This window comes from Mycolicibacillus trivialis (genome assembly GCF_002102395.1).
GTDB lineage: Bacteria > Actinomycetota > Actinomycetes > Mycobacteriales > Mycobacteriaceae > Mycobacterium > Mycobacterium triviale.
The window spans coordinates 1-22,759 of sequence record NZ_LQPZ01000044.1 but is presented as its reverse complement, the minus strand read 5'-3'; the positions used below and the strand labels follow the sequence as shown (position 1 = coordinate 22,759).

Annotated in this window: 23 protein-coding genes and 1 pseudogene; 10 read left to right on the top strand and 14 right to left on the bottom strand. The window is 69.4% G+C overall.

The features are described from left to right. The 8 genes from AWC30_RS15295 to AWC30_RS15260 form a co-directional block, all read right to left on the bottom strand. Window positions 1–1,545 carry a virulence factor Mce family protein gene (locus AWC30_RS15295; RefSeq protein WP_085111095.1) on the bottom strand — a complete coding sequence of 515 codons (1,545 nt, stop codon included), beginning with the start codon at window positions 1,543–1,545 and terminating at the stop codon, window positions 1–3. Then, window positions 1,542–2,582: a virulence factor Mce family protein gene (locus AWC30_RS15290; RefSeq protein WP_085111094.1), complete on the bottom strand. Its 1,041-nt coding sequence runs from the start codon at window positions 2,580–2,582 to the stop codon at window positions 1,542–1,544. The genes AWC30_RS15295 and AWC30_RS15290 overlap by 4 nt, the downstream gene beginning before the upstream one ends. Then, window positions 2,579–3,808, bottom strand: coding sequence for an MCE family protein (locus AWC30_RS15285; RefSeq protein ID WP_085111093.1), 1,230 nt, complete (start codon window positions 3,806–3,808; stop codon window positions 2,579–2,581). The genes AWC30_RS15290 and AWC30_RS15285 overlap by 4 nt, the downstream gene beginning before the upstream one ends. A 4-nt stretch (window positions 3,809–3,812) precedes the next feature. After that, complete coding sequence (locus AWC30_RS15280; RefSeq protein WP_085111092.1) at window positions 3,813–4,685, bottom strand: ABC transporter permease; 873 nt, start codon at window positions 4,683–4,685, stop codon at window positions 3,813–3,815. Window position 4,686: 1 nt separating this feature from the next. Then, window positions 4,687–5,463 (bottom strand): MlaE family ABC transporter permease, encoded by a 777-nt coding sequence (locus AWC30_RS15275; protein WP_085111212.1) that lies wholly within the window; start codon window positions 5,461–5,463, stop codon window positions 4,687–4,689. A gap of 250 nt (window positions 5,464–5,713) precedes the next feature. Next, window positions 5,714–7,336, bottom strand: a complete 1,623-nt coding sequence (gene fadD5, locus AWC30_RS15270; RefSeq protein ID WP_272937754.1) for a fatty-acid--CoA ligase FadD5 — start codon at window positions 7,334–7,336, stop codon at window positions 5,714–5,716. Between the two features lie 16 nt (window positions 7,337–7,352). Next, window positions 7,353–7,793 (bottom strand): SRPBCC family protein, encoded by a 441-nt coding sequence (locus AWC30_RS15265; RefSeq protein WP_085111091.1) that lies wholly within the window; start codon window positions 7,791–7,793, stop codon window positions 7,353–7,355. Between the two features lie 30 nt (window positions 7,794–7,823). After that, window positions 7,824–8,294 (bottom strand): acyl-CoA thioesterase, encoded by a 471-nt coding sequence (locus tag AWC30_RS15260; RefSeq protein ID WP_085111090.1) that lies wholly within the window; start codon window positions 8,292–8,294, stop codon window positions 7,824–7,826. 14 nt (window positions 8,295–8,308) lie between these two features. Here AWC30_RS15260 and AWC30_RS15255 point away from each other — a divergent pair, with 14 nt between their 5' ends. From AWC30_RS15255 to AWC30_RS15245, 3 genes are read left to right on the top strand one after another with little or no spacing between them, the layout of a single operon-like run. Further along, window positions 8,309–9,421 (top strand): alcohol dehydrogenase catalytic domain-containing protein, encoded by a 1,113-nt coding sequence (locus AWC30_RS15255; protein ID WP_085111210.1) that lies wholly within the window; start codon window positions 8,309–8,311, stop codon window positions 9,419–9,421. A gap of 54 nt (window positions 9,422–9,475) precedes the next feature. Further along, window positions 9,476–10,381 (top strand): alpha/beta hydrolase, encoded by a 906-nt coding sequence (locus tag AWC30_RS15250; RefSeq protein ID WP_085111089.1) that lies wholly within the window; start codon window positions 9,476–9,478, stop codon window positions 10,379–10,381. 36 nt (window positions 10,382–10,417) lie between these two features. Further along, window positions 10,418–11,305, top strand: coding sequence for an alpha/beta hydrolase (locus AWC30_RS15245; RefSeq protein ID WP_085111088.1), 888 nt, complete (start codon window positions 10,418–10,420; stop codon window positions 11,303–11,305). Here the strand turns inward: AWC30_RS15245 and AWC30_RS15240 are convergent. Together AWC30_RS15240 and AWC30_RS15235 are read right to left on the bottom strand one after the other, a co-directional pair. Beyond that, window positions 11,302–12,075 (bottom strand): SDR family oxidoreductase, encoded by a 774-nt coding sequence (locus AWC30_RS15240; RefSeq protein WP_085111087.1) that lies wholly within the window; start codon window positions 12,073–12,075, stop codon window positions 11,302–11,304. The two genes, AWC30_RS15245 and AWC30_RS15240, sit on opposite strands and share 4 nt — an antisense overlap. Next, window positions 12,072–12,731, bottom strand: coding sequence for a TetR/AcrR family transcriptional regulator (locus tag AWC30_RS15235; RefSeq protein WP_085111086.1), 660 nt, complete (start codon window positions 12,729–12,731; stop codon window positions 12,072–12,074). The genes AWC30_RS15240 and AWC30_RS15235 overlap by 4 nt, the downstream gene beginning before the upstream one ends. Window positions 12,732–12,874: 143 nt before the next feature. Between AWC30_RS15235 and AWC30_RS18125 the strand changes: the two genes are divergently transcribed. Beyond that, window positions 12,875–13,003, top strand: coding sequence for a hypothetical protein (locus AWC30_RS18125; RefSeq protein WP_109562092.1), 129 nt, complete (start codon window positions 12,875–12,877; stop codon window positions 13,001–13,003). 39 nt (window positions 13,004–13,042) lie between these two features. Here the strand turns inward: AWC30_RS18125 and AWC30_RS15230 are convergent, their stop codons facing one another. From AWC30_RS15230 to AWC30_RS15220, 3 genes are read right to left on the bottom strand one after another with little or no spacing between them, the layout of a single operon-like run. Next, window positions 13,043–14,455 carry an NAD(P)(+) transhydrogenase (Re/Si-specific) subunit beta gene (locus AWC30_RS15230; protein WP_085111085.1) on the bottom strand — a complete coding sequence of 471 codons (1,413 nt, stop codon included), beginning with the start codon at window positions 14,453–14,455 and terminating at the stop codon, window positions 13,043–13,045. Beyond that, window positions 14,452–14,781, bottom strand: a complete 330-nt coding sequence (locus tag AWC30_RS15225; protein WP_085111084.1) for an NAD(P) transhydrogenase subunit alpha part 2 — start codon at window positions 14,779–14,781, stop codon at window positions 14,452–14,454. Before AWC30_RS15225 ends, AWC30_RS15230 begins: the two co-directional genes overlap by 4 nt. Next, entirely contained in the window at window positions 14,782–15,879 is a 1,098-nt protein-coding gene (locus AWC30_RS15220; protein WP_085111083.1) for a Re/Si-specific NAD(P)(+) transhydrogenase subunit alpha, read from the bottom strand. Between the two features lie 124 nt (window positions 15,880–16,003). On the opposite strand from AWC30_RS15220, the gene AWC30_RS15215 reads away from it, so the two are divergent. From AWC30_RS15215 to AWC30_RS15200, 4 genes are all read left to right on the top strand, one after another. Then, entirely contained in the window at window positions 16,004–17,146 is a 1,143-nt protein-coding gene (locus AWC30_RS15215; RefSeq protein WP_085111082.1) for an acyl-CoA dehydrogenase family protein, read from the top strand. Between the two features lie 39 nt (window positions 17,147–17,185). Beyond that, window positions 17,186–18,415 carry an acyl-CoA dehydrogenase family protein gene (locus AWC30_RS15210; protein ID WP_085111081.1) on the top strand — a complete coding sequence of 410 codons (1,230 nt, stop codon included), beginning with the start codon at window positions 17,186–17,188 and terminating at the stop codon, window positions 18,413–18,415. 1 nt (window position 18,416) lies between these two features. Next, a complete protein-coding gene (locus AWC30_RS15205; RefSeq protein ID WP_085111080.1) occupies window positions 18,417–19,232 on the top strand; it encodes a tyrosine-protein phosphatase in 816 nt (271 codons plus the stop codon). 127 nt (window positions 19,233–19,359) lie between these two features. Continuing rightward, complete coding sequence (locus tag AWC30_RS15200) at window positions 19,360–20,898, top strand: PE-PPE domain-containing protein (RefSeq protein WP_109562091.1); 1,539 nt, start codon at window positions 19,360–19,362, stop codon at window positions 20,896–20,898. 167 nt (window positions 20,899–21,065) lie between these two features. Here AWC30_RS15200 and AWC30_RS15195 read toward each other — a convergent pair whose 3' ends face one another. Then, the gene (locus AWC30_RS15195; RefSeq protein WP_085111079.1) at window positions 21,066–21,926 is read right to left on the bottom strand and encodes an SDR family oxidoreductase; all 861 of its coding nucleotides are present in this window, start codon (window positions 21,924–21,926) and stop codon (window positions 21,066–21,068) included. A gap of 263 nt (window positions 21,927–22,189) precedes the next feature. Between AWC30_RS15195 and AWC30_RS18335 the strand changes: the two genes are divergently transcribed. Together AWC30_RS18335 and AWC30_RS15185 are read left to right on the top strand one after the other, a co-directional pair. Next, window positions 22,190–22,345 (top strand): globin domain-containing protein, encoded by a 156-nt coding sequence (locus AWC30_RS18335; protein WP_085111078.1) that lies wholly within the window; start codon window positions 22,190–22,192, stop codon window positions 22,343–22,345. Window positions 22,346–22,404: 59 nt separating this feature from the next. Next, window positions 22,405–22,759: pseudogene (locus AWC30_RS15185) on the top strand (IS1380 family transposase); the annotation flags it as partial.

The following is a 22,759-nucleotide window of genomic DNA, read 5'->3' as shown; positions in this document are numbered from 1 at the left end:
TCACTGGCTGCTACCCCCCGTCCCGTCCGGTGTGATGAACGGTGCGGGCAACTGCGGCCCGGGCCCCGGCGGGGCGGGCGGCGCCTGCACCGGCGCGGGCGGGACCGCCGGCGGCGGGTACGGCCCGGCGACCGGACCGACCGGCTCGGTGCGCGCCCCCGGCGGCGCGTCGGGCAGCGGCACCGGCGTGCCGGGCACGTTCGGCGGCGGCTGGCCCGGCACCCCGGCGATCGGCATGCCCGGCCCCGGCGGCGGGCCCTTCGGGTTGGCCGGCAGGTTCAGCACGTCCGGCGGCCCGAATCCGCCCGGCACCGGGCCGTAGGGGCCCTGGGCCAGGTTGGCGCACGGCAGCGGGTTGCCGGGGCGCGGCAACGCGTCCGCGGTCGGGGTGTAGGAGCACGGCGATCCGGGCGGGACGGCCGGCCCCGGGTGGTCCGGGGTGCCCTCGAGCACTTCCGGCGCCGGCGGCGGCGCCCCGTTGGGGAACCGGGTGCCGTTGGGGTCGGGCCAGCGGAACTCGGGCAGGCCTGCGCCGCGCCAGAAGTTCTCCGGGTCGATGCCGCGCTTCTTGAATGCGGCGTCGACGAACGGCTGCAGGATCTGGTACGGCAGCAGGTTGACGATCATCACCTTGAAGTACGGGCCGGAGGCGATGGCCTCGTTGAGCGCACCGATGAACTTCGCGGCGTTGATGAAGGACTGCGCGATGTCGTCGCGGCGCTCGTTGAGCAGGTCGGTGAGCACCCGCAGCTGCTCCAGCAGGTGGTTGAGGTTGGGGTTGTCGTCGATGAACCCCTGCACCTGCGCGGAGACGGCCGAGACGTTGGACAGCAGGTTGTCGATGGCCCGGCCGCGCTGGTTGAACGCGGCCAGCAGCGTCTGGGCGTGCACCAGCAGGTCGTTGATCTGCTCACTGCGGTCGCCGAGCACGGCGGCGACCTTGTTGGCCTGCGCCAGCAGGTGGGTGATCTGATCGTCGCGCTTGCCGATGGTGTCGGAGAAGTCGGCCACCCCGTCCAGCGCGGCGCTCAAATGCGGGTAGGTCTCGTCGACGGTGTCGGCAAGCACCCGCAGCGAGTCCTTCACCGTGCTGATGTCCCAGCCGGCGGCGTCCTTGGTGAGGTCCTCGAACGCGCTGTAGATCTGGTACGGCGTGGTGCTCTGGGACAGCGGCAGCGACTGGTTGGGCCGCAGTTTGGCGGCGCCGTGCGGTTCCACCTCCAGTACCTTCTTGCCCAGGATGGTGTCGGTGCGGATCCGCAGCCGGCTCTCGGTGCCGATGGCGTTGCGGCCCACCGAGAACTTCATCACCACGTGGTCGCCGTCGATGTCGATGCCCTGCACCTTGCCGACGTCGAACCCGGCGATGCGCACCTTGTCCCCGGTGTTGAGCCCACCGGTGTCCTTGAACTGCCCGTAGTAGGTGGGCTGGGCCAGCAGCATCGGCACCGTGGTGATGCTCTGGCCGACGCCGACGACCAGGATCGTGACGATGATCCCGATCAGGCCCAGCCGGGACCGGTTGGGGGGTTCGAGGGTTCTCATTGCGGCGTGCACCTACCCGACGGTTGCTGGGTGAGCCGGACGGTGCGGACCGGCCCGCCGGGCTGCAGCCCGTTGAGCTTCAGCGAGATGTCGCACAGGTAGAAGTTGAAGAAGTCCCCGTAGATACCGCCGGACCGGCCGATCAGGTTCAGGTTCTCCGGGAAGTCGCGGATCTGCTTGTCGAACCGGTCCCGCTGGTCGACCAGCGGGCTGACGACGGTGTCCAGGTAGCCCAGGTCGGTCTGCAGCGCCGGCCGGTTGTCGGCCAGCAGGCCGGCCAGGGTGCCGGCGGCGTTGCTGATGTGCGCGGTGCCCTCGGCCAGCGGATCGGCCTGGCTCTCCAGCCCGGTGATCAGCACCTCGAAGTCGTTGATGGTCTGGTCGAACTCCTTCTGGTGGCGCACCGTGGTGTCCAGCACCGTGTTGAGGTTCTTGATGACCTCACCGATCGCCTGGTCCCGCTCGGCGAGATGCTCGGTGAGCTGCGCGGTCTGGTCGAGGATCTGGTTGATGGTGCCGCCCTGACCCTGGAACACCGTGACGATCGAGCTCGCGATGGTGTTGACCTTGTCCTTGTCCAGCGCCTTCAGCAGCGGTTTGAACCCGCCGATGAGCGCGTCGAGGTCCAGTGCGGGCTTGGTGCGCGACGCCGGGATCACCCCGCCGGGCGGCAGCGTGCGCTCGGCGCCCTCGCCGTCGCCGCGCTGGAGCTCCAGGTAGCGGTTGCCGATCAGGTCGTCGTAGCGGATCACCGCGGTCGACGACTCGTACAGCGGCACCGAGCGTTCGATGTCGAAGTCGACCACCACGCGTTTGCCGCCGTCGGTGAGGTGGATCTTTTTGACCTTGCCGATCTCCACCCCGTTCGCGCGGACGAACTGCCCGTTGCGCAGCCCGCTGACGCTGGTGAACTCCGCGGAGTAGCGCTGGGTGCGGTCGAAGCGCACCTGCCCGAACACGACGATGATCATCGCGGTGAACACCAGCAGCACGATGCCCACGGCGGCGAGACGAACAGCGGTACCGGTGATTTTCATGGGTTGATCGTGTTCTCCCCGTACTGGCGGCCCCACACGTACTCGGTGAACATCGGCTGGCCGAGTTCGAAGTGGTTGTAGGGGGCGATGCTGGCACCGGAGTCGACCACCAGGGTCGGGGCCGGCCACAGGTCTTTGGTGATCGGCTGCCAGCAGCCCGGTGCCCCGCCCGGGCCGCCGCGCGCGTTGAGCCGGGGCAGGTTGTCGGGGTAGATGTAGGGGTTGGGCGCGCCGATGATCGTGGTGGAGGTGCGCAGCGAGTAGCCGTTGTGCCCGCCGAAGGTGGCGTTGACCTTGGGTGCCACGTCGTGGAAGTTACGCAGCGTGCAGAAGAACTCCGGGCTGTAGGTGTCCAGCAGTTTCGCCGTGACCACCAGGTCCTCCAGGCCGCGCACCAGGTAGGGGCCGCCCCGGTTGACGATGTCCTCGCCGGTGTTGCCGAACCCGACCGCCGAGAGCAGCGCCTCGTCCACGTCGCTTTCGTACTCGCGCAGGGTGCCGACCGTGGTCAGGGCGTTGTCCAGCGCGTCCCACAGGTCCGGGGAGGCGTCGGCGTACACGTCGGCGGTGGCGGCCAGCGCCTGCATGTCGTGGCGGAACTGCGGCATCCGCGGGTTCAGGTCGTCGAGGATGTCGTTGGCGTTGACCAGCGACGCCCCGAACTTGTCGCCGAGCCCGGCGAGCGCCTCGGCGGCCGCGCTCAGCGTCAGGTTCAGCTTCACCGGGTCGATCTGCTCGGAGATGTCCATGATCGTCTCGAACACGGTGTTGATCTCGGTGGTCACCGACACCGCGTCGATCACATGGTCCGACGTGATCGGCCGGGCGCTGGGCTTCTCGTCCTTCGGCGCGGTCAGCGACACGTACTTGTTGCCGAACACGGTGGTCGCCATGATGTCCGCGCGGACGTTCTCCGGGATCAGCTTGACGTATTTGGGGTGCACCTCGAGCAGGAACTTCGCCCCGGGCTGCCCGTCGGCCTGCTGGGTCTCGGAGATGTCGGCGACCTTGCCGATCTGCACCCCGTTGTAGGTCACCGGTGCACCCGGATCCATCACCAGCCCGGCTCGCGCGGCCAGCATGGTCAGCTGGGTCTTGGGGGTGAACGACCCGCGGAACTGCAGGTACACCAGCCCGACGATCAGCGCCAGGATCGCCAGGAAGATCACCGCCGACCACTTGTAGGGCGGGACGCGGGGCTTGTTCAACGGTGCGTGGGTGGTCATGGCGTCACATCGTCAGGTTGAAGTTGGGGTTGGTGCCGTAGAGCGCCAACGCGAACAACAGGACGACGACCTGCACCGAGACCAGCGAGAACCGCATGGAGCGGCCGACCGCCTCGCCCACCCCGACCGGGCCGCCGCTGGCGGTGTACCCGTAGTAGCAGTGGGTGACCATGACCACGGCGGCCACGATGATGATCTGGGCGAAGGACCAGAACACGTCGTCGGGCCGCAGGAAGGTCCGGAAGTAGTGCTCGTAGGTGCCCGACGCCTGCCCGTAGAGCGCCGTGGTGACCAGCTGCGGGGAGACGAACGACATCAGCATCGCCATCGTGTACAGCGGCACGATCACCACCAGCCCGGCCAGCACCCGGGTGGAGGTCAGATAGGCGATGGACTTGATGCCCATCACCTCCAGGGCGTCGATCTCCTCGGAGATCCGCATGGCCCCGAGCTCAGCGGTGGCGCCGGCGCCGACGGTGGCGGCCAGCGCGATGCCGGTGACCACCGGGGCGGCCAGGCGCACGTTGATCAGCGCGGCGAAAAAGCCGGTGAACACGTCGATGCCGATGTAGCCCAGCGAGGCGAAGCCCTGGATGGCCACCAGCGAGCTGCCGGCCAGGGTCACGAACGCGACGATCGCGACGGTGCCGCCGACGACCGCCATCGCGCCGGCCCCCATCCCGATCTCGGCGATCAGCCGCAGCGTCTCCCGCCGGTAGCGGCGCAACGCCCAGCCGATCCCGCCGAAGCTGACCACCATGAACCAGGCCAGCGCGCCGATGCGGTCCACCGCCCGGCCGATCGCCCCCGGGTAGCGGCGGATGTTCTCCGCGGCCCGCGGGAAGCGGGTGCGCAGTACGGCGAGGTTGGTGGCCATCTCAGGTCCCCGTCCCGAACCGGACGCCGATGGTGGTCAGCACGACGTTGACCGCGTACAGCGCCACCACGCAGAGCACCACGGTCTCGTTGACCGCGGTGCCCAGGCCCTTGGAGCCGCCGCTGACGGTCAGTCCCCGGTAGCAGCCGACCAGTCCGGCGATCAGCCCGAACACCGCCGCCTTGAGCGTCGCGATGACGACCTCCGGCAACCCGGTGATCAGCGTCAGCGACGCCAGATAGCCGCCGCCGGAGACGTTCTGCATGTAGACACCGAAGATGTAGCCACCGACCAGGCCGACCACGATCACCAGGCCGTTGAGCAGGGTGGCGATCAGGGTGGCGGCCAGCACGCGGGGCACGACCAGGCGGTGGATCGGGTCGATGCCCAGCACCTCCATCGCGTCGATCTCCTCGCGGATGGTGCGGGCGCCGAGGTCGGCACAGATCGCGGTGGAGGCCGCACCGGCGACCACCAGCACGGTGGTCAGCGGACCGAGCTGGGTGACCGCACCGATCGCCGCGCCCGCCCCGGAGATGTCGGAGGCGCCGACCTGGCCCAGCAGGATGTTGAGGGTGAAAATCAGCAGCACGGTCAGCGGGATCGACACCGCGATGGTCGGCAGGATCGCCACCCGCATCACGAACCAGCACATCAGGATGAACTCGCGCCACTGGAACGGCGGGACGAACAGCGCTTTGGCGGTGAGAACACACATCCGGAAGAAGCCGCCCACCAGGGTGAGCGGGCCGTCCAACCGGTCGCGGACCGCGGTCATCAGGCCGTCGGGCCGCCCCGTCGTGGCGGTCACGAGCGCGATCCCGGCGGATCTGGGAGGAAGACCGTGGTGGACACCGCGTCCTCCTTCCCTCGTGTTGTGACCGCTAACCACACGGTCACCAGCGGTAACCAAGCTCACAGGACTGTACCCGATCGGCACCCCCGCGGATATTGGATCGGGGCGACAACATTGTTTGGCTCAGCGCGACAACCGCGGGGTGCGTTTCGCGTCGTGGTGACGCGAAACCTCAGGTGGCCGCGGGCGACGTCGGGCCCTTGCCGAAGCGCTCCCGCAACTCGGTCTTGAGCACCTTGCCCGACGGGTTGCGGGGCAGCGCTTCGATGACCTCCAGCGCCTTCGGATGCTTGTAGCGGGCCAGCCGGTCGGCGAGGAACTCCTCGAGTTCCGCCAGCGCGAGTTCGCCGCCGGTGAGCGCGGCGACCGCGACCGGGATCTCGCCCCACTTGTCGTGGGCACGGCCGATGACCGCGACCTCGGCGATCGCCGGGTGAGCCGCCAGCGCATTCTCCACCTCGGCGCAGTAGATGTTCTCCCCGCCGGAGATGATCATGTCCTTCTTGCGGTCCACCACCCAGACGTAGCCCTCGTCGTCGAGGCGCACCAGGTCGCCGGAGTGGAACCAGCCGCCGGCGAACGCCTCGGCGGTGGCCTCCGGGTTGTTCCAGTAGCCGCTCATCAGGGTCGGCGCCCGGTAGACGATCTCCCCGACCTCTCCGACGGGGACGTCGTTCATGTTCTCGTCGACCACCCGGGCGGCGACGGTCGGGATGACCTTGCCTACCGAGCCGAGTTTCCGCAGCGCGTCCTCGCCGAGCAGCATGCAGGTCACCGGCGACATCTCGGTCTGACCGAAGGCGGCGAGGATCTGCGCGTCGGGGAAGGTCTCGGCCATCTGCCGCAGCAGGGTGTCCGAGGCCGGGGAGGCGCCCCAGGACAGCGCCCGCAGTCGCAGTGCGCGCGGGTTGGCCTGCTGTTCGGCGCAGACCGCCTGCCACTGGGCGGGCACCAGAAAGATGCCGGTGACACCCTCGGCGGCCAGGACGTCGAGCAGGTCGCCCGGGTTGAACGCGCCGAGCGGGTGGATGACCGTGGGGGTGCCCAGCACCATGCCGGGCAGCAGGTTGCCGACCCCGGCGATGTGGAAGAACGGCACCCCGATGAAGCCGACGTCGTCGACGCCCGCGCCGTTGGTGTAGATGCCGGTCATCGCCTGGCCGTAGAGGTTGGTGTGGGTCAGCACCGCACCCTTGGGCCGGCCGGTGGTGCCGGAGGTGTACATGATCAGCGCGGGCGCGTCGCTGGAGACGTCCACCTGCGGGTGCGGTTCACCGGCCTCGCCGATCAGGTCGTCGTAGCCGATCAGGCCGTCCGCGCTTGGCGCATCCGCGACCACGATGGTCTCCAGCACCGGGGCGATATCCCGGGCGGCGACGGCGACCGGCGCCAACGCGGGCTCGGTCAACAGCACCCGGGCGGCACAGTCGTCCAGCAGGAAGGCCAGCTCCGGCGGGGCGAGCCGGAAGTTGACCGGCACCGCGATCGCGCCGAGCTTGTTGGCGGCCAGCAACGCCTCGACGAATTCGGTGCGGTTGAGCATCAGCACCACCACCCGGTCGCCGTACCGCACGCCGCGCCGGTGCAGCGCGTCGGCCAGGGCGCTGACCCGGTCGTGTAGCTGCCCCCAGGTGGTGGTCTCACCCTGGAACCGCAGCGCCGGCGCGCCCGGCTGCATCAGCGCGTGCCGCTCCAGCTGGGTGATCCAGTGCTGGCGCCGCGCCAGGTAGGGCTGTTCGCCGAGGTCGGTGTGCGGCGCGCCCGGGATGTGCTGTTCGGTGCCGATTGCGGTCAACGTGGAGGTTCCCTTCTCACGGTTGCGCCAACTGCTCGGCGCGCTGTTTGAGGCTGTCGGCCAGATGGTCCAGGGCGTTGTTGACCAGTTTCTTGACCATCATCTGCGGCACGGTCATCTCGGTCTCGACGTCGAGGTCCACAGTCAGCAGGCTGGCCGGGCCCATCTCCACCACCGAGAACAGCTGCTCCTGTTTGGTGAACAGGTCGCCCTGCTGCATGACGGTCTGGATCTGGTTGTGGCCCGGGTAGTACACCGCCTGGATGTAGGTTCCATCGAACCCGGAGACCGAGGTGTCCAGCCGCAGCTGACTGGGCCGGCCGTCGTCGTAGCGGGCCAGGATCCAGACGCCTTTGACCTCCTCGTTCCACTGCGGGTAGGCCTCGAAGTCGGCGACGATCCCCATGATCAGAGCGGCGTCGGCGGCGACCTCCACGGTCTTGCTCACGAGCGGCATGGGCAGAGCATATCGGCGCCGTAACCGCGGTCACACGACAGCCGTTGCCAGCAGCGCCCGGATGGATTCGGGGATCGGCACCGCGCGCCGGGTTGACCGGTCGACGTAGACGTGCACCCAGTGGCCCAGCGCGGCCACCGGGACATCGCCCGCTCCGGCGCGGAACACCGCGAGCCGGTAGGTGACGCTGGATCGGCCCAGCCGGGTCACGGCCACACCGACCACCAGCGGATCCGGGAACGCCAGTTCGGCGAAGTAGCGACACCCCGACTCGGCGACCACCCCGAGCTCCGGGATCGCCAGCGAGTCGACGCCCGCGGTGGTGTTGATCCAGGCGTTGATAGCGGTGTCGAACAGCTGGTAGTAGGCCGCGTTGTTGAGGTGGCCGAACATGTCGTTGTCGGCCCATCGGGTGCCCACCGGCCAGTGCACCGGGAAATCGGCGCTGGACAGGCCCTCGGGGGCGGCCGGCACGGACGGCGGGGCGCCACGGTCGGTCATGGTTGTATTCCACCATGGTTGCCATCCGCGGCGCGGTGCTCGACGGGATCGGTCTGCCCCGCCCCTACGCCGAGTCCCGCCCGCTGCGAATCCGCGAGTTGCAGTTGGCGCCGCCCGGCCCCGGTGAGCTGCTGGTGCGGATCGAGGCCGCCGGCGTGTGCCATTCGGACCTGTCGGTGGTCGACGGCAACCGGGTGCGCCCGGTGCCGATGCTGCTGGGTCACGAGGCGGCCGGCATCGTCGAGGCGGTCGGGTCCGGGGTGGATCTGCCGCTCGGCCGGCGGGTGGTGATGACGTTCCTGCCGCGCTGCGGGCACTGCGCCGGTTGCGGCTCCGACGGGCTGGTCCCCTGCGAGCCGGGCAGTGCCGCCAACGCCGCGGGGACACTGCTGTCCGGTGCGATCCGGCTCGCCGACGAGCGCGGCCCGGTCCGCCACCACCTGGGGGTCTCCGGGTTCGCCGACCACGCCGTCGTCGCCGCAGCCAGCGTGGTGCAGGTCGATGACGACGTGCCCGCGCCGGTCGCCGCGCTGTTGGGGTGCGCGGTGCTCACCGGCGGCGGAGCGGTGCTCAACGTGGGCCGGCCCGGCCCCGGCGACACCGTGGCGGTGGTCGGACTCGGCGGGGTTGGGCTGGCGGCGGTGCTCACCGCCTTGGCCCACGACGGGGTGCAGGTGATCGCGGTCGACCCGGCCGCCGAGAAGCGGGCAACGGCCACCCGGCTCGGCGCATCCGGGGCCTACTCCCCCGAACAGGCCGCCGATGCCGGAGTCACGGCACCGATCGTGATCGAGGCCGCCGGACACCCGGCCGCACTGGAGACCGCGATCGGGCTCACCGGCCCGGGCGGGCGCACCATCACCGTCGGCCTGCCCGCCCCGGACGCCCGGATCAGCGTGGCGCCGTTGGGATTCGTCGCCGAAGGCCGATCGTTGATCGGCAGCTACCTGGGTTCGGCGATACCGGCCCGCGACATCCCCCGGTTCGTCGAGATGTGGCGGTCGGGCCGGCTGCCCGTGGAGCAGCTGGTCTCCGACACGATCCAGTTGGCCGACATCAACATCGCTATGGACCGGCTCGTCGACGGCACTGCGCTGCGCCAGCTGATCACCTTCCCCGGACCTTGAGCCCGGAACAGGGTCCGTAGACTCCGGGGCCACCACACGTTAGGAGCCCGCCCGATGGCCGTCCGTGAGGATGTGCAGTTCCGTTCCGGCAACGACACGATCGAAGCCTGGCTGTACCGGCCGGAAACCAGCGGGGACACGCCGCTGCTGATATTGGCCCACGGGCTCGGCGGGGTGAAGGCGATGCGCCTGGACGTCTATGCCGAGCGGTTCGCCGCGGCCGGCTACGCCTGCCTGGTCTTCGACTACCGCAACCTCGGCGACAGCGGCGGGCAGCCCCGCCAGCTGCTCGACATCAACATGCAGCTGGCGGACTGGGCGGCGGCCGTCGCCTACGCCCACACCCTGCCGGGCATCGACCACGACCGGATCGCACTGTGGGGCACCTCGTTCAGCGGTGGGCACGTGATCGCCACCGCGGCACGGGTTCCCGGTGTCGCCGCGGTGATCTCGCAGTGTCCCTTCACCGACGGGATCGCGTCGGCGCGCACCGTCAGCTGGCGCACCATCGCGCCGGTGTCGGTGCTGGCCATCCGCGATGTGGTCAACGCGCTGCTGCGCAAACCGCCGATCCTGGTGGCCACCGCGGGCTATCCCGACCAGGTGGCGATGATCAACGCCCCGGACGCCTACGACGCCTACCTGAAGGTGATCCCCGACGGCCTCGACGTGCGCAACGAGGTCGCCGCGCGGCTGGCAATCCAGATCCTCACCTACCGTCCCGGACGGCTGGCGTCAAAGGTGCAGTGCCCCATCCTGTTCTGCATCTGCGAAGCAGATTCGGTGGCGCCGGCTTCCGTCACCGCCAAGTACGCCGCCCAGGCGCCCAACGCCACGATCAAGAACTACCCGGAAGGGCATTTCGACATCTACGTCGACGAGGGATTCGAGCGGGCCGTCACCGACCAGATCGCGTTCCTCGACCAGCATCTCAAAGCCGGGGCCACGGCCGCCCCGTAGACTCAGGCGCCACCCGGTCTATCGAGGAGTGTCGCCATGGCCCAACGCGACGACGTGCGGTTCCCCTCCGGCGCGGAACTGATCAGCGCCTGGCTGTATCGACCGGACGCGGCGGGCGACGCGCCGCTGGTGATCATGGCTCACGGCCTCGGGGCGGTGCGCACGATGCGGCTGGACGCCTACGCCGAGCGGTTCGCCGCGGCCGGGTACGCCTGCCTGGTCTTCGACTACCGCAACTTCGGTGACAGCGAAGGCGAACCCCGCCAGCTGCTCGACATCGGGAGGCAGCTGGCCGACTGGAGCGCAGCGATCGGCTACGTCCGCACCCTGGCCGGCGTCGACCATCAGCGGATCGCGCTGTGGGGCACCTCGTTCGGCGGTGGACACGTCATCGCCACCGCCGCACGGACCGCCGGGATCGCCGCGGTGGTCGCGCAGTGCCCGTTCACCGACGGAATCGCCTCCTCGAGGGTGATCTCCCCGCGCAACCTGGCCCGCATCTCCGCGCTGGCCACCCGCGACCTGCTGGCCGCGGCCCGGGGCCGCCCCCCGGTGACGGTGCCGGCCGCCGGGCACCCCGGCGAGGTCGCGTTGATGACGACCCCGGACTCCTACCCCGGCTATTCAGCGTTGATGCCCGACGGCGCGGCGATCCCCAACGCGGTGGCCGCCCGGTTCGCCCTGCAACTGCCGCTGTACCGGCCGGGTCGGCTGGCCGCGAAGGTGCCCTGCCCCATCCTGTTCTGCGTGTGCACCACCGATTCGGTGGCTCCGGCCGGTCCGACCTGCCGCTACGCGGCGCGGGCGCCGCGCGGGGAGGTCAAGCTGTACCGCGAGGGCCACTTCGACATCTACGTCGGGGAGGCCTTCGAGCGGGCCGTCGTCGACCAGATCGCGTTTTTGGACAAGCACCTGCGGCGCTAGTCGGCGGTGCTCACGCCGCCGTCGACCGGGATCACCGCGCCGGTGATGTAGCTGCTGGCGCGGCTGGCCAGGAACACCGTCACCCCGGCCATGTCGTCGGGGCTGCCGATGCGGCCCAGCGGCACGCCGGCGGCCACCCGGTCCGGCCCGTCGGTCAGCAGGTGTTTGGTCATCTTCGACGGAAAGAATCCCGGCGCGATCGCGTTGACCAGGATCTCCGGGGCCAGTTCGCCGGCCAGATGCCGGGTCAGCATGTGGACGGCGGCCTTGCTGGCGCTGTAGGAGAAGTTGTTCATACCCTTGGCCGGGGCGCGCAGCCCGTTGATGCTGCCGGTGTTGATCACCCGGGCCGGGTCCGCGGCGGTGGCCTCGGCGCGCAGCAACGGCAGCAGCGCCTGGGTGAGCAGCAATACGCCTTTGACGTTGACGTCGAGTACCTTGTCGATGCCTGCCTCGGGGAACTCGCCCAGCGGCGCCCCCCAGGTGGCGCCGGCGTTGTTGACCAGTACGTGCAGCGCCGCCTCGCGGCGGCCCAGTTCGTCGGTCAGCGTCGCCACCCCGGCCGCCGTGCCCAGGTCCGCGGCGATCGCGTCGACCGGCCCGTACGCCGACAGCTCAGCGACCGCGACATCCAAGTCGGCCTGTTTGCGGCTGGCCAGATACACCCGGGCCCCGGCCTGCAGCAGGCCGCGGGCGATCATCAGGCCGATCCCGCGTCCACCGCCGGTGACCAGGGCGACCTTGCCGTCGAGGCGGAACAGATCGGTCATGACACCCTTTCGGATTCGGTCGGCACACCCAGCGGCGATTCGTCGCGGATTGTGGCGTCCCGGATCAGCCCGCGCAGCAGCGCGGTGCTGAACTCCGCGGCGATCTCCTGGGCGCTGCGCCGGCCGCTGGGCCGCATCCAGCGGTAGGCGCTCAGGGTCATGCCGATGTAGCCCAGCGCCAGCACGTGGGAGTCGCACGGGTAGAACTCGCCGCTGGCGATCCCGCGGTCGAGCAGGCCGTGCACGTGCTCGTAAACCCGGACCTCCTGCTCCCGGACCTCGGCGACCTGTTCCTCGGTGAACCACTCGGTGATGTAGGGCTGCTCCTGGAAGTACACCGCCGCACCCTCCGGGTTGGCGGCGATCTGGGTGAGCAGTCGCACCGTGTACTGGTAGAGCGCCTCGCGGGCGGTCCAACTCGGATCGTCGTGCACGGCGGCCAGGGTGCGCTCGGCCGCCTGCTGATAGATGTCGTAGAGGATCAGCGATTTGCTGGCGTAGTAGTGGTAGACGGTGGCCTTGTTCAGCCCGATCGCGTCGGCGACGTCATCCATCCGGGTGCCGTGATAGCCGCGGGCCGCGAACAATTTGGTGGCCACCGCGAGCAGTTCGTCGCGGCGGGTCGGCCCGTTGCTGGTGCGGCTGTCGGCGGGCATGGTCCTCGCTATCGGCGGTCCGGGCCTGCGGCCCGGGAGTCAATCAACTGGTTGGACAGTTTAGGTCACGCCGGGGGTTTGCCGTACGGGTCTGGTGCACCCCGTTAGACTGGGTGAGAACAGCCGCACAGGAGGTGGGACCCATGGACCCCGATCCCGACTACGACGCATCCGACGAAGTCGAGTACTTCATGGGCTGGTTCGCCTGGGGGCTGCGCGGCATCAGCGGCCCAGGCGGCGGCTACCCGCCGCCCGCCTACCCGCCGGTGTGAGCCCCGCCGGCCGTGTCGCCGGCGGGACCCTACCGCGCTTTAGAGCTCCTTGAGCTCCTCGATCACTTCCGACACCGACTTCTTGGCGTCGCCGAACAGCAGGCTGGTGCCCTCGCCGTAGAACAATGGGTTGTCGATCCCGGCGAACCCGGAGTTCATTGACCGCTTCAGCACGATGACGCTCTTGGCCTGGTCGACGTTGAGCACCGGCATCCCGTAGATCGGGCTGGAGGCGTCGTCCCGGGCGGCCGGGTTGGTGACGTCGTTGGCGCCGATGACGATGGCCACATCGGTGCGAGCGAACTCGTCGTTGATGTCGTCCATGTCCTTCATCGAGTCGTAGTCCACCTCGGCCTCGGCGAGCAGCACGTTCATGTGCCCGGGCATCCGGCCGGCCACCGGGTGGATGGCGAACTTGACCGCCACCCCCTTGGCCTCCAGCAGGCTGGCCATGTCCTTGACCGCGTGCTGCGCCTGCGCGACCGCCAGCCCGTAGCCGGGCACGACGATCACCTGGTTGGCGTAGGCCATCTGGATCGCCGCGTCGGCGGCCGAGGTGGAGGTGACGTGCTTGTCACCGTCGTCGCCGCCACCGGCGGCGGTCCCGCCGCCACCGAAGCCGCCGGCCACGATCGCCGGGATGGAGCGGTTCATCGCCTTGGCCATCAGGTTGGTCAGGATCGATCCGGAGGCACCGACGATCATGCCGGCCGCGATCATCGCGGTGTTGTTCAGCGCCAGCCCGGCGGCGGCGGCCGACAGCCCGGTCAGGGCGTTGAGCAGCGCGATGACCACCGGCATGTCGGCGCCACCGATCGGCAGCACCACCATCAGGCCCAGCACCGCCGAGACGGCCAGCAGCCCGACCATCCACCACACGCTGAGTCCGTCGCCGGCGGCGCCGATCCCGATGTAGGCGGCGATCGCGATCGAGCCGAGCAGCAGCAGCATGTTCAGCGGCTGCTGGGCCTTACCGACCCCGATCGGTTTGCCGTCGATGAGTTCCTGCAACTTGGCGAAGGCGATCACCGAGCCCCAGAACGAGATCGACCCGATAATGGCGGCCAGCAGCGACGCCACCATGATGTGCACTGTCGGCCCGCTGTCGTGGCCGAACACGGTGAAGCCCTCGGTTTCGATGAACTCGCTGAGGGCGATGAGTGCGACGGTGCCACCGCCGACGCCGTTGAAGAACGCCACCAGCTGCGGCATCGCGGTCATCTTGGTGAACCTCGCCGGCGGCACACCCAGCGCGACACCGACGATCAGCCCGGCGATGATCAGCAGCCAGTTGTGCTGGACCAGCAGCAGCGTCGTACCGACCGCCAGCGCCATACCGACGGCGGCGATCTGGTTGCCGCGCACCGCGGTCTTGGGCCCGGTCAGGCCCATCAGACCGTAGATGAACAGCGAGAACGAGATGATGTAGAGGATCGTGACCAGATAGCTCATCGGGTGACCCCCGCATCCCCAGCGTCGGTGCCGGCCGGTTTCTTGGATTTGAACATCCCCAGCATCCGGTCGGTGACGATGAACCCGCCGATGACGTTCAGCGTGCCGAACACCACCGCGACGAACAGGATGATCTGCTGGGCGAGGTTGGGGTTCTCCACCCGGCCGAGCACCACCAGCGCGCCGAGCACCACGATGCCGTGGATGGCGTTGGTGCCCGACATCAGCGGGGTGTGCAAGGTGTTGGGCACCTTGGAGATGACCGCGAAGCCGACGAACCCGGACAGCACCAGGATCGCGATGTTCGCGAGTAGTTCGTCGTACATCTAGGAGTCCTCTCGGGTGACGCAGGAGTCCGCGAGCACCTGGTCGTCGAAGTCGGGGGCCAATGCGCCGTCCACGACCATCAGGTCCAGCAGCGCGGTGATGTTCTTGCTGTACAGCTCGCTGGCGTGCTCGGGCATGGTGGCCGGCAAGTTCAGCGGGGAGGCGATGGTGACGTCGTGTTTGACGACGGTCTCGCCGGGCTCGGTGAGCTCGCAGTTGCCGCCGGTCTCACCGGCCAGGTCGACGACCACGCTGCCGGGGCGCATGCCCTCCACCGCGGCGGCGGTGACCAGCTTCGGGGCCGGCCGGCCGGGCACCAGCGCGGTGGTGATCACCACGTCGAAGCCGGTGATGGCCTCCTCGAGCTTCTGCTGCTGGGCGGCGCGCTCCTCGTCGGTGAGTTCGCGGGCGTAGCCGCCCTCACCGGCGGCGTCGATGCCCAGGTCCAGCCACTGGGCGCCGACCGAGCGGACCTGATCGGCCACTTCGGGCCGCACGTCGTAGCCGGTGGTGCGCCCGCCGAGGCGTTTGGCGGTGGCCAGCGCCTGCAGGCCGGCGACGCCGACGCCCAGGACCAGCACGGTGGCGGGTTTCACCGTGCCCGCCGCGGTGGTCAGCATCGGGAAGAAGCGGGTGGATTCCATCGCGGCGACCAGCACCGCCTTGTAGCCGGAGACGTTGCCCTGGCTGGACAGCGCGTCCATCACCTGGGCGCGGGAGATGCGCGGGATCGCCTCCAGCGCGAACGCCTGCACTCCGGCGGATTGGAGGGCCGCGATCTGGTTGTTCTCGCTGCGCGGGGCCAGGAAGCCGATCAGGGTCTGGCCCTTGTGCAGCTTGGCGACCTCCTCGGTGGTCGGCGGGGCGACCTTGACCACGACGTCGGCCGCCCAGGCGTCGCCGATGGTGGCGCCGACCTCGGTGTACAGCTCGTCGGGCAGGAGTGCCCGCTCACCGGCCCCGGACTCGACCACGACGCCCAGCCCGGATTTGACCAGCGACGACACCGCCTTGGGTACCAGCGCGACCCGACGTTCGTCGGCCCCGGACTCGGCGACCACCCCGACCGTGAGGGTCGCAGTCTGCGTATCTGTCATGGCGCGTGTGTCTACTTTCCGTTGCTTCCAGGCCGCCACGGGACGACCGCGTGCCCGAACACCCTAACTGGTGCTGGGACGATGCTGGGAATCCGTACTGCCCGCGCGACTACAGTCGGAACACATGACGGTCGATCGGTTGCTGCCTACCCCGGAGGCCGAAGAGCTGCTCGCGCTGACCCGCGAAATCGCCGACAAGCTGCTCGATCCGATCGTGGACGACCATGAGAAGGCCGAGACCTACCCGGAGGGCCTTTTCGCCCAGTTGGCGGCCGCCGGGTTGCTCAGCGTGCCGCTGCCCGAGGAGTGGGGCGGCGGTGGCCAGCCCTACGAGGTCTACCTGCAGGTGCTCGAAGAACTGGCGGCCCGGTGGGCGGCGGTGGCGGTCGCGGTGAGCGTGCAGAGCCTGTCGTGTCACCCGCTGATCGAGTTCGGCACCGACGAGCAGCGCCGGCGGTGGCTGCCTGCGATGGTCTCCGGGGAACGGATCGGCGCCTACAGCCTGTCCGAGGCCGGGGCCGGCTCCGACGCCGCCGCGCTGCGCTGCCGCGCGACCCGCACCGGCGACGGCTACCTGCTCAACGGCGAGAAGGCCTGGATCACCCACGGCGGGGTCGCCGACCACTACACCCTGTTCGCCCGCACCGGGGAGGGATCGCGGGGCATCTCGTGCTTCCTGGTGCCCGGCGATCTGCCCGGGCTGAGCTTCGGCGCGCCGGAGGACAAGATGGGGCTGGCCGGGGTGCCGACCACTGCCGCCTTCTACGACGACGCCCGCCTCGACGCCGACCGACTGATCGGCGCGGAGGGCCAAGGCCTGTCGATCGCGTTCTCCGCGCTGGACTCCGGCCGGCTGGGGATTGCGGCGGTGGCGGTCGGGATCGCCCAGGCTGCGCTGGACGTCGCGGTGGACTACGCCCACACCCGCACCGCGTTCGGCCGCACGATCATCGACCATCAGGGCCTGGGGTTCCTGCTGGCCGACATGGCCGCCGCGGTGGCCGGAGCGCGCGCCACCTACCTCGACGCCGCGCGGCGCCGCGACGCCGGCCGGCCGTACTCGCAGCACGCCAGCGTCGCCAAGCTGACCGCCACCGACGCGGCGATGCGGGTGACCACCGACGCGGTGCAGGTGCTCGGCGGGGTGGGCTACACCCGCGACTATCGGGCTGAGCGGTTCATGCGGGAGGCCAAGGTCACCCAGATCTTCGAGGGCACCAACCAGATCCAGCGCCTGGTCATCGCCCGCGGACTGACCAACCGGTAGGTGGGCGGCTGTCCCGGGCGGTGGCCTATCGTTTCGGTCATGGACTTCACGATGTCGGCCCGAGGTGCCGAATATCACCAGCGGCTCTCCGACTTCATGGTCGAACACGTCTTCCCCGCCGAGGGCGCCTACACCGAATACCGGGCGCAGGCTGGGCCGGGCGACCACACCGTGCCACCGGTCGTCGAGGAGCTGAAGCAGAAGGCCAAGGCCGCCGGGTTGTGGAACCTTTTCCTGCCGGCGGTGTCCGGGCTGACCAACCTGGAGTACGCGCCGCTGGCCGAACTGTCCGGCTGGAGCCTGGATCTGGCGCCGGAGGCGCTCAACTGCGCCGCCCCGGACACCGGCAACATGGAGACCCTGCACCTGTTCGCCACCGAGGACCAGCGGGCGCAGTGGCTGCAGCCGCTGCTGGACGGGGAGATCCGCAGCGCGTTCTCGATGACCGAGCCGGCGGTGGCCTCCAGCGACGCTCGCAACATCGAGACGACGATGCTGCGCGACGGGGACCACTACGTGATCAACGGCCGTAAGTGGTGGACCACCGGCGCGGCGGATCCGCGCTGCACCATCCTGATCGTGATGGGCCGCACCGACCCCGACGCCGCCCCACACCAGCAGCAGTCGATGATCCTGGTTCCGGTGGACACCCCCGGGGTCAACATCGTGCGGTCCACCCCGGTGTTCGGCTGGCAGGACCAACACGGCCACTGCGAGATCGAGTACAACGACGTCCGGGTGCCGGTCGCCAACCTGCTCGGCGAGGAGGGCTCCGGCTTCGCGATCGCGCAGGCCCGGCTGGGCCCGGGCCGTATCCACCACTGCATGCGGGCCATCGGCGCCGCCGAGCGGGCGTTGGCGCTGATGGCCGAACGGGCCCGCACCCGGGTGGCGTTCGGCAAGCCGCTGGCCGAACAGGGCGTCGTCCAACAGCAGATCGCCACCTCCCGCAACGAGATCGACCAGGCCCGACTGCTGTGCGAGAAGGCGGCCTGGACCATCGACCAGCACGGCAACAAGGAGGCCCGCCACCTGGTCGCCCAGATCAAGGCGGTGGCACCGCAGATGGCCTGCAACGTGCTCGACCGCGCGATCCAGATCCACGGCGCGGCCGGCGTCAGCGACGACTTCCCGCTCGCCCGGCTGTACGGCTGGCATCGCGCGATGCGGATCTTCGACGGCCCCGACGAGGTGCACATGCGGTCGATCGCACGCGCCGAGATCGGCCGGGAGCCCGACCCGCTGGCCGCGGCGGCGGTGCGGGCCTGACATGCCCGAGGCGCTGCGCCGGGTGGACGGGACCTGGAACTTCCGCGATGTCGCCGACACCGTGGCCGGGCTGCGGCCCGGGCGGCTGCTGCGGTCCGGGGAGCTGAGCCAGCTGGCCGACAGCGGGCGCGCCGAACTGAGCCGGCTGGCGGTCACCGACGTCGCCGACCTGCGCTCACCTCGGGAGGTGGAGCGCCGCGGCCCCGGCCGGGTCCCGGACGGCGTCGACGTCCACCTGCTGCCGTTCCCCGACCTGGGCGCCACCGACGGCGAGGCGCCGCACGAGCAGGCGTGGCAGGAGATGATGGCCCGCAAGCCCGACGACGAGCCGGTCGAGGCCGCCGCCCGCCGCTACATGATCGAGGAGTACCGACGCTTCCCGCTGCTGGGCGGGGCGCAGCGGGCGGTACGTACCGTGATCACCCTGCTCGGGTCCGGGCAGACGGTGCTGGCGCACTGCTTCGCAGGCAAGGACCGCACCGGTTTCACCGTGGCGGTGACGCTGGCGGCGATCGGGGTGGACCGGGACGCCATCGTCGGCGATTACCTGCAGAGCAATGCCGCCGTGCCGGCGCTGCGCGACGAGATCCTTGCGGCGGTGCGGCAGCGCGCCGAGGAGACCGGCGAGGTGACCCCGGAGGTGCAGACCTTCACCGAGGCCCGCCTCACCGACGAGGTGCTCGGTGTGCGCGACGAGTACCTGGGCGCGGCGTATCACACCATCGACGCCGAGTTCGGCTCGGTCGCGGGGTTTTTGCGAGCCGCGCGGGTCGATCCGGCCGACGTGGACCGGCTGCGAGCTGCCTTGCTCGGGTAGGCTCACCTGAGAATTTTCTAGTTTCACCTCAGAACTAACGAGCATTTCCTCATCTTCGGCGTACATTTCCGGGCAGGAGTGGTCGCCTGCTCCCAGCTAGCAATCCACCCGCCGTCGGGAGGTCGCGATGTTGGTCAACCGGATCCGTTCGCTGGGAGCGCTGCTGCTGGCGTTGTTCGGGGCATTAGCCCTGGTCGTGGTCTCGGCGGTGACATCGGGGCCGGCGGTGGCCGCGCTGCCGGTGGTCAGCGCCGAGGTGTTGTTGGCGGCGGACGGGGATGTCGCCATCCCGAATCCCGCCGTCAGTTACGCGGAGGTGATGGCCGGCAGCGGGACGCCGATCCCGTGGCTGGGCAAAGACGGCCAGTACATGCAGCTGGTCTTCGACCATTACCTCGCCGGCAAGTTCCCCAGCCTCCAGACCCCGATCACCCCGTGTGACGATGGCTGCAACGTCGATGGCCTGGTCACTCCCGAAGGGCTGTACCCGATGACCGGGATCAAGGACCTGCCGCTGACCACGTCCGTGGATCGCGGCGTCACGATCCTGGACAACCAGATCGTCACCGATCTCGCGGACAACGGACCCGTCGGCTCCAACGGCGCGCTTGGGGTGCTGGGCTATTCGCAGAGTTCGGTGATCGCCTCCCTCGAGATGGAGAAGCTGGCCGCCATGTCCAGCGGCGCGCCGACCTCCGATCAGCTCAACTTCGTGCTGCTCGGCAATCCGATGAACCCCAACGGCGGGCTACTGAGCCGCTTCGCCGGGCTGAACATCCCGAGCATGGGCTTGAACTTCTACGGTGCCACCCCGGCGGACACCATCTACCCCACCGACATCTACACGATCCAGTACGACGGTTTCGCCGACTTCCCCAAGTACCCGCTGAACGTGCTGGCCGATCTCAACGCCTTCGCCGGGATCTACTACGTGCACGGCGGTTACCCGGAGGCGGTTGGGGCGGACTTCGTCCAATTGCCAGTGTCGCCGGGCTATTACGCCGATGGCGGCGTCACCAATTATTTCATGCTCCCCACCGAAGACCTGCCGCTACTGACCCCGGTCCGCTCGATCCCGCTGGTGGGCAACCCGATCGCCGAGTTGCTGCAACCCGATCTGAAGGTTCTCATCGACCTCGGCTACGACAACCCCTTCGCCGACACCACCTACGCCGACGTCGCCACCCCGTTCGGGCTCTTCCCGCAGTGGAGCGCCTTCGAGCAGCTGCCCGGTCAGCTGTTCAACGGAACCAAGGAGGGGCTGGAGAACTTCGTCGGCAGCCTGGGCAACCTGTCGCTCGCCGATCTGAACCCGCTGGCCCTCCTCGGAAACGGAACCGCCGGCGCGGCCGCCGCCTCACCGCTGGACAGCCTCACCGACTTCATCCCCAATGTGGTCAACGGTCTTTCCGGTGCCGCATCGTCGGCCTACGCCGCCCTGCTGCCGACCGCGGACATCGCCAACGCGGTGGTGACCTCCATGCCCGCCTATCTGTTCCAGCTGTCGCTCGATCACCTGCTCGACGGTGACCTGCTCAACGCCGTCGGCTTGCCCCTCGCCGGCGCGGCCGGCCTGGCCACCATGGCCGGCGGCTTCGAGTTCCTGGTGATCGCGGATGCCGCGCAGGCCATCATCGGCGACCTGAGCGGCCTGATCCCCTTCTGATCCCGCGAGATAGAAATCATGCAGGCGACACGCCGACGCCGGCCTGCACAGTTTCCATCTCGCCGCCAAGGAGCCGCGAGCGGGCGCGAACCCGGCACGCCAGCCCGCGAACGAAGGAGCGGCGCCGGAAACCCCGGCGCCGCTCCCCCAGCCCTACCGCAAATCCGCTACAGCGAGAACGCCGCCCGCTGCGGCTCCGAGAGGTCGGTGATGGTGGCCCACGCGCCGGCCACGTCGTCGACCGTGGGCGGGTCGGTGAACGTGGTGCCCTCGTTCTGGAACAGCGCGACCCGCTGCACCTTGCCGCCGCCGACGATGAACACCGAGGCGGTGTCGGGCACCTCCTCGGTGCACAGGTAGGCCACCACCGGAGCCACGAACTCCGGGGTCAGCTTCTCGAAGACCTCCGGCGGCAGGATGTCCTGGGTCATCCGGGTGGCCGCGATCGGCGCGATCGCGTTGGTCTTGATGTTGTACTTGGCGCCCTCCTGGGCCAGCGTGTTGATCATGCCGACCAGGCCCAGCTTCGCGGCGCCGTAGTTGGCCTGCCCGAAGTTGCCGAACAGCCCGGAGGTGGAGGTGGCGACGACGACCCGGCCGAAGCCCTGCTCGCGGAAGTGCGGCCAGGCGGCCCGCACCACGTTATAGCCGCCGTAGAGGTGCACCTTGAGCACGGCGTCCCAGTTCTCGAAGGTCATCTTGTGGAAGGTGCCGTCGCGCAGGATGCCCGCATTGGACACCACCCCGTCGACCTTGCCGAACTCGTCGACGGCGGTCTTGATGATGTTGGCGGCACCGTCGGCATCGGCGACGCTGTCGTAGTTGGCCACGGCGCGCCCGCCGGCCGCCTTGATCTCGGCCACCACCTCGTCGGCCATGTTGTGCCCCGCGCCCGTGCCGTCGCGTGCCCCGCCGAGGTCGTTGACCACGACGCTGGCACCCTCCTTGGCCAGGGTCAGGGCGTAGTCGCGGCCCAACCCGCCACCGGCGCCGGTGACAACGATGACTCGATCCTGAACTCCGGGCATGGGCTTCCTTTCCCGCATGGTCACACCGGCCTCGCGCCGGTCCGCCGAGATGGCTGCTTCCTTGTATACGGTGGGCCGATCCGCTCGGCGCCGTCGGGGTGGCAGTTTAGGCGGCACCGGCCGCCTTGGGGGCCGAACAGACCGACCGGGCGCGTTATCGGCCGCAGTGGTGGCACCCGCGCCGTTAATCGGGGCGGTCGAGCGAAACCGCGACGTAACTTCGCCCTAATCCGACGGAATCATCCCCGGTGTCCAATGGCCAGATGAGCACACTGTATGACCGCGTCGGCGGCCACGAGACGCTCGAAACCGTGGTCCCGAACTTCTATGACCGGGTACTCGCTGACGACGCCCTCAGCCTGAATCCATCGATGGAATGGTTGCCGAGTGTGTGTTGTAACAACAGAAGTGCCCTTTGACCTGGGAAAATCGGAGTTGCTGACACTTCGATCGTCCTGGTAGAAAGGGCACCTCTCAAGTGCAATTGTTGCATGCCGCGGGCAAGACTCACGCACGTTTTGATGACCCGAATCTCATGTCGCACGCGGGACTGGTGCCGGCGATGCGGTTGGCCGAGCTGGTCGGTCTGGAAAGGCTTGCTGCCCGCCATGTTCGGGTGAACGCCGAGGTGGGCGCGAACGCGGGGCTCAAGATCGGGTCGTTGATCGCGGGGATGGTCGCCGGCGCCGATGACATCGAGGGGATGGACCTGCTGCGCCACGGTGCGATCCCGGCCACCTTCGGCGGGATCCGCGCTCCCTCGACGTTGGGGTCGTTCCTGCGCGCGTTCGACCACGGCAACGTGCGTCAGCTGGCCGCGGTGGGCCGCCGGG

What these genes read in the sequence shown, in the direction of transcription:
- AWC30_RS18335 (WP_085111078.1), top strand. Translation starts at nt 22,190, where the DNA reads ATGAGCACACTGTATGACCGCGTCGGCGGCCACGAGACGCTCGAAACC.
- AWC30_RS15195 (WP_085111079.1), bottom strand. Translation starts at nt 21,926, where the DNA reads ATGCCCGGAGTTCAGGATCGAGTCATCGTTGTCACCGGCGCCGGTGGC.
- AWC30_RS15235 (WP_085111086.1), bottom strand. Translation starts at nt 12,731, where the DNA reads ATGCCCGCCGACAGCCGCACCAGCAACGGGCCGACCCGCCGCGACGAA.
- AWC30_RS15245 (WP_085111088.1), top strand. Translation starts at nt 10,418, where the DNA reads ATGGCCCAACGCGACGACGTGCGGTTCCCCTCCGGCGCGGAACTGATC.
- AWC30_RS15240 (WP_085111087.1), bottom strand. Translation starts at nt 12,075, where the DNA reads ATGACCGATCTGTTCCGCCTCGACGGCAAGGTCGCCCTGGTCACCGGC.
- AWC30_RS18125 (WP_109562092.1), top strand. Translation starts at nt 12,875, where the DNA reads ATGGACCCCGATCCCGACTACGACGCATCCGACGAAGTCGAGTACTTC.
- AWC30_RS15280 (WP_085111092.1), bottom strand. Translation starts at nt 4,685, where the DNA reads ATGGCCACCAACCTCGCCGTACTGCGCACCCGCTTCCCGCGGGCCGCG.
- AWC30_RS15255 (WP_085111210.1), top strand. Translation starts at nt 8,309, where the DNA reads ATGGTTGCCATCCGCGGCGCGGTGCTCGACGGGATCGGTCTGCCCCGC.
- AWC30_RS15215 (WP_085111082.1), top strand. Translation starts at nt 16,004, where the DNA reads ATGACGGTCGATCGGTTGCTGCCTACCCCGGAGGCCGAAGAGCTGCTC.
- AWC30_RS15200 (WP_109562091.1), top strand. Translation starts at nt 19,360, where the DNA reads ATGTTGGTCAACCGGATCCGTTCGCTGGGAGCGCTGCTGCTGGCGTTG.
- AWC30_RS15220 (WP_085111083.1), bottom strand. Translation starts at nt 15,879, where the DNA reads ATGACAGATACGCAGACTGCGACCCTCACGGTCGGGGTGGTCGCCGAG.
- AWC30_RS15295 (WP_085111095.1), bottom strand. Translation starts at nt 1,545, where the DNA reads ATGAGAACCCTCGAACCCCCCAACCGGTCCCGGCTGGGCCTGATCGGG.
- AWC30_RS15205 (WP_085111080.1), top strand. Translation starts at nt 18,417, where the DNA reads ATGCCCGAGGCGCTGCGCCGGGTGGACGGGACCTGGAACTTCCGCGAT.
- AWC30_RS15290 (WP_085111094.1), bottom strand. Translation starts at nt 2,582, where the DNA reads ATGAAAATCACCGGTACCGCTGTTCGTCTCGCCGCCGTGGGCATCGTG.
- AWC30_RS15230 (WP_085111085.1), bottom strand. Translation starts at nt 14,455, where the DNA reads ATGAGCTATCTGGTCACGATCCTCTACATCATCTCGTTCTCGCTGTTC.
- AWC30_RS15260 (WP_085111090.1), bottom strand. Translation starts at nt 8,294, where the DNA reads ATGACCGACCGTGGCGCCCCGCCGTCCGTGCCGGCCGCCCCCGAGGGC.
- AWC30_RS15210 (WP_085111081.1), top strand. Translation starts at nt 17,186, where the DNA reads ATGGACTTCACGATGTCGGCCCGAGGTGCCGAATATCACCAGCGGCTC.
- AWC30_RS15285 (WP_085111093.1), bottom strand. Translation starts at nt 3,808, where the DNA reads ATGACCACCCACGCACCGTTGAACAAGCCCCGCGTCCCGCCCTACAAG.
- AWC30_RS15275 (WP_085111212.1), bottom strand. Translation starts at nt 5,463, where the DNA reads ATGACCGCGGTCCGCGACCGGTTGGACGGCCCGCTCACCCTGGTGGGC.
- AWC30_RS15250 (WP_085111089.1), top strand. Translation starts at nt 9,476, where the DNA reads ATGGCCGTCCGTGAGGATGTGCAGTTCCGTTCCGGCAACGACACGATC.
- AWC30_RS15265 (WP_085111091.1), bottom strand. Translation starts at nt 7,793, where the DNA reads ATGCCGCTCGTGAGCAAGACCGTGGAGGTCGCCGCCGACGCCGCTCTG.
- AWC30_RS15225 (WP_085111084.1), bottom strand. Translation starts at nt 14,781, where the DNA reads ATGTACGACGAACTACTCGCGAACATCGCGATCCTGGTGCTGTCCGGG.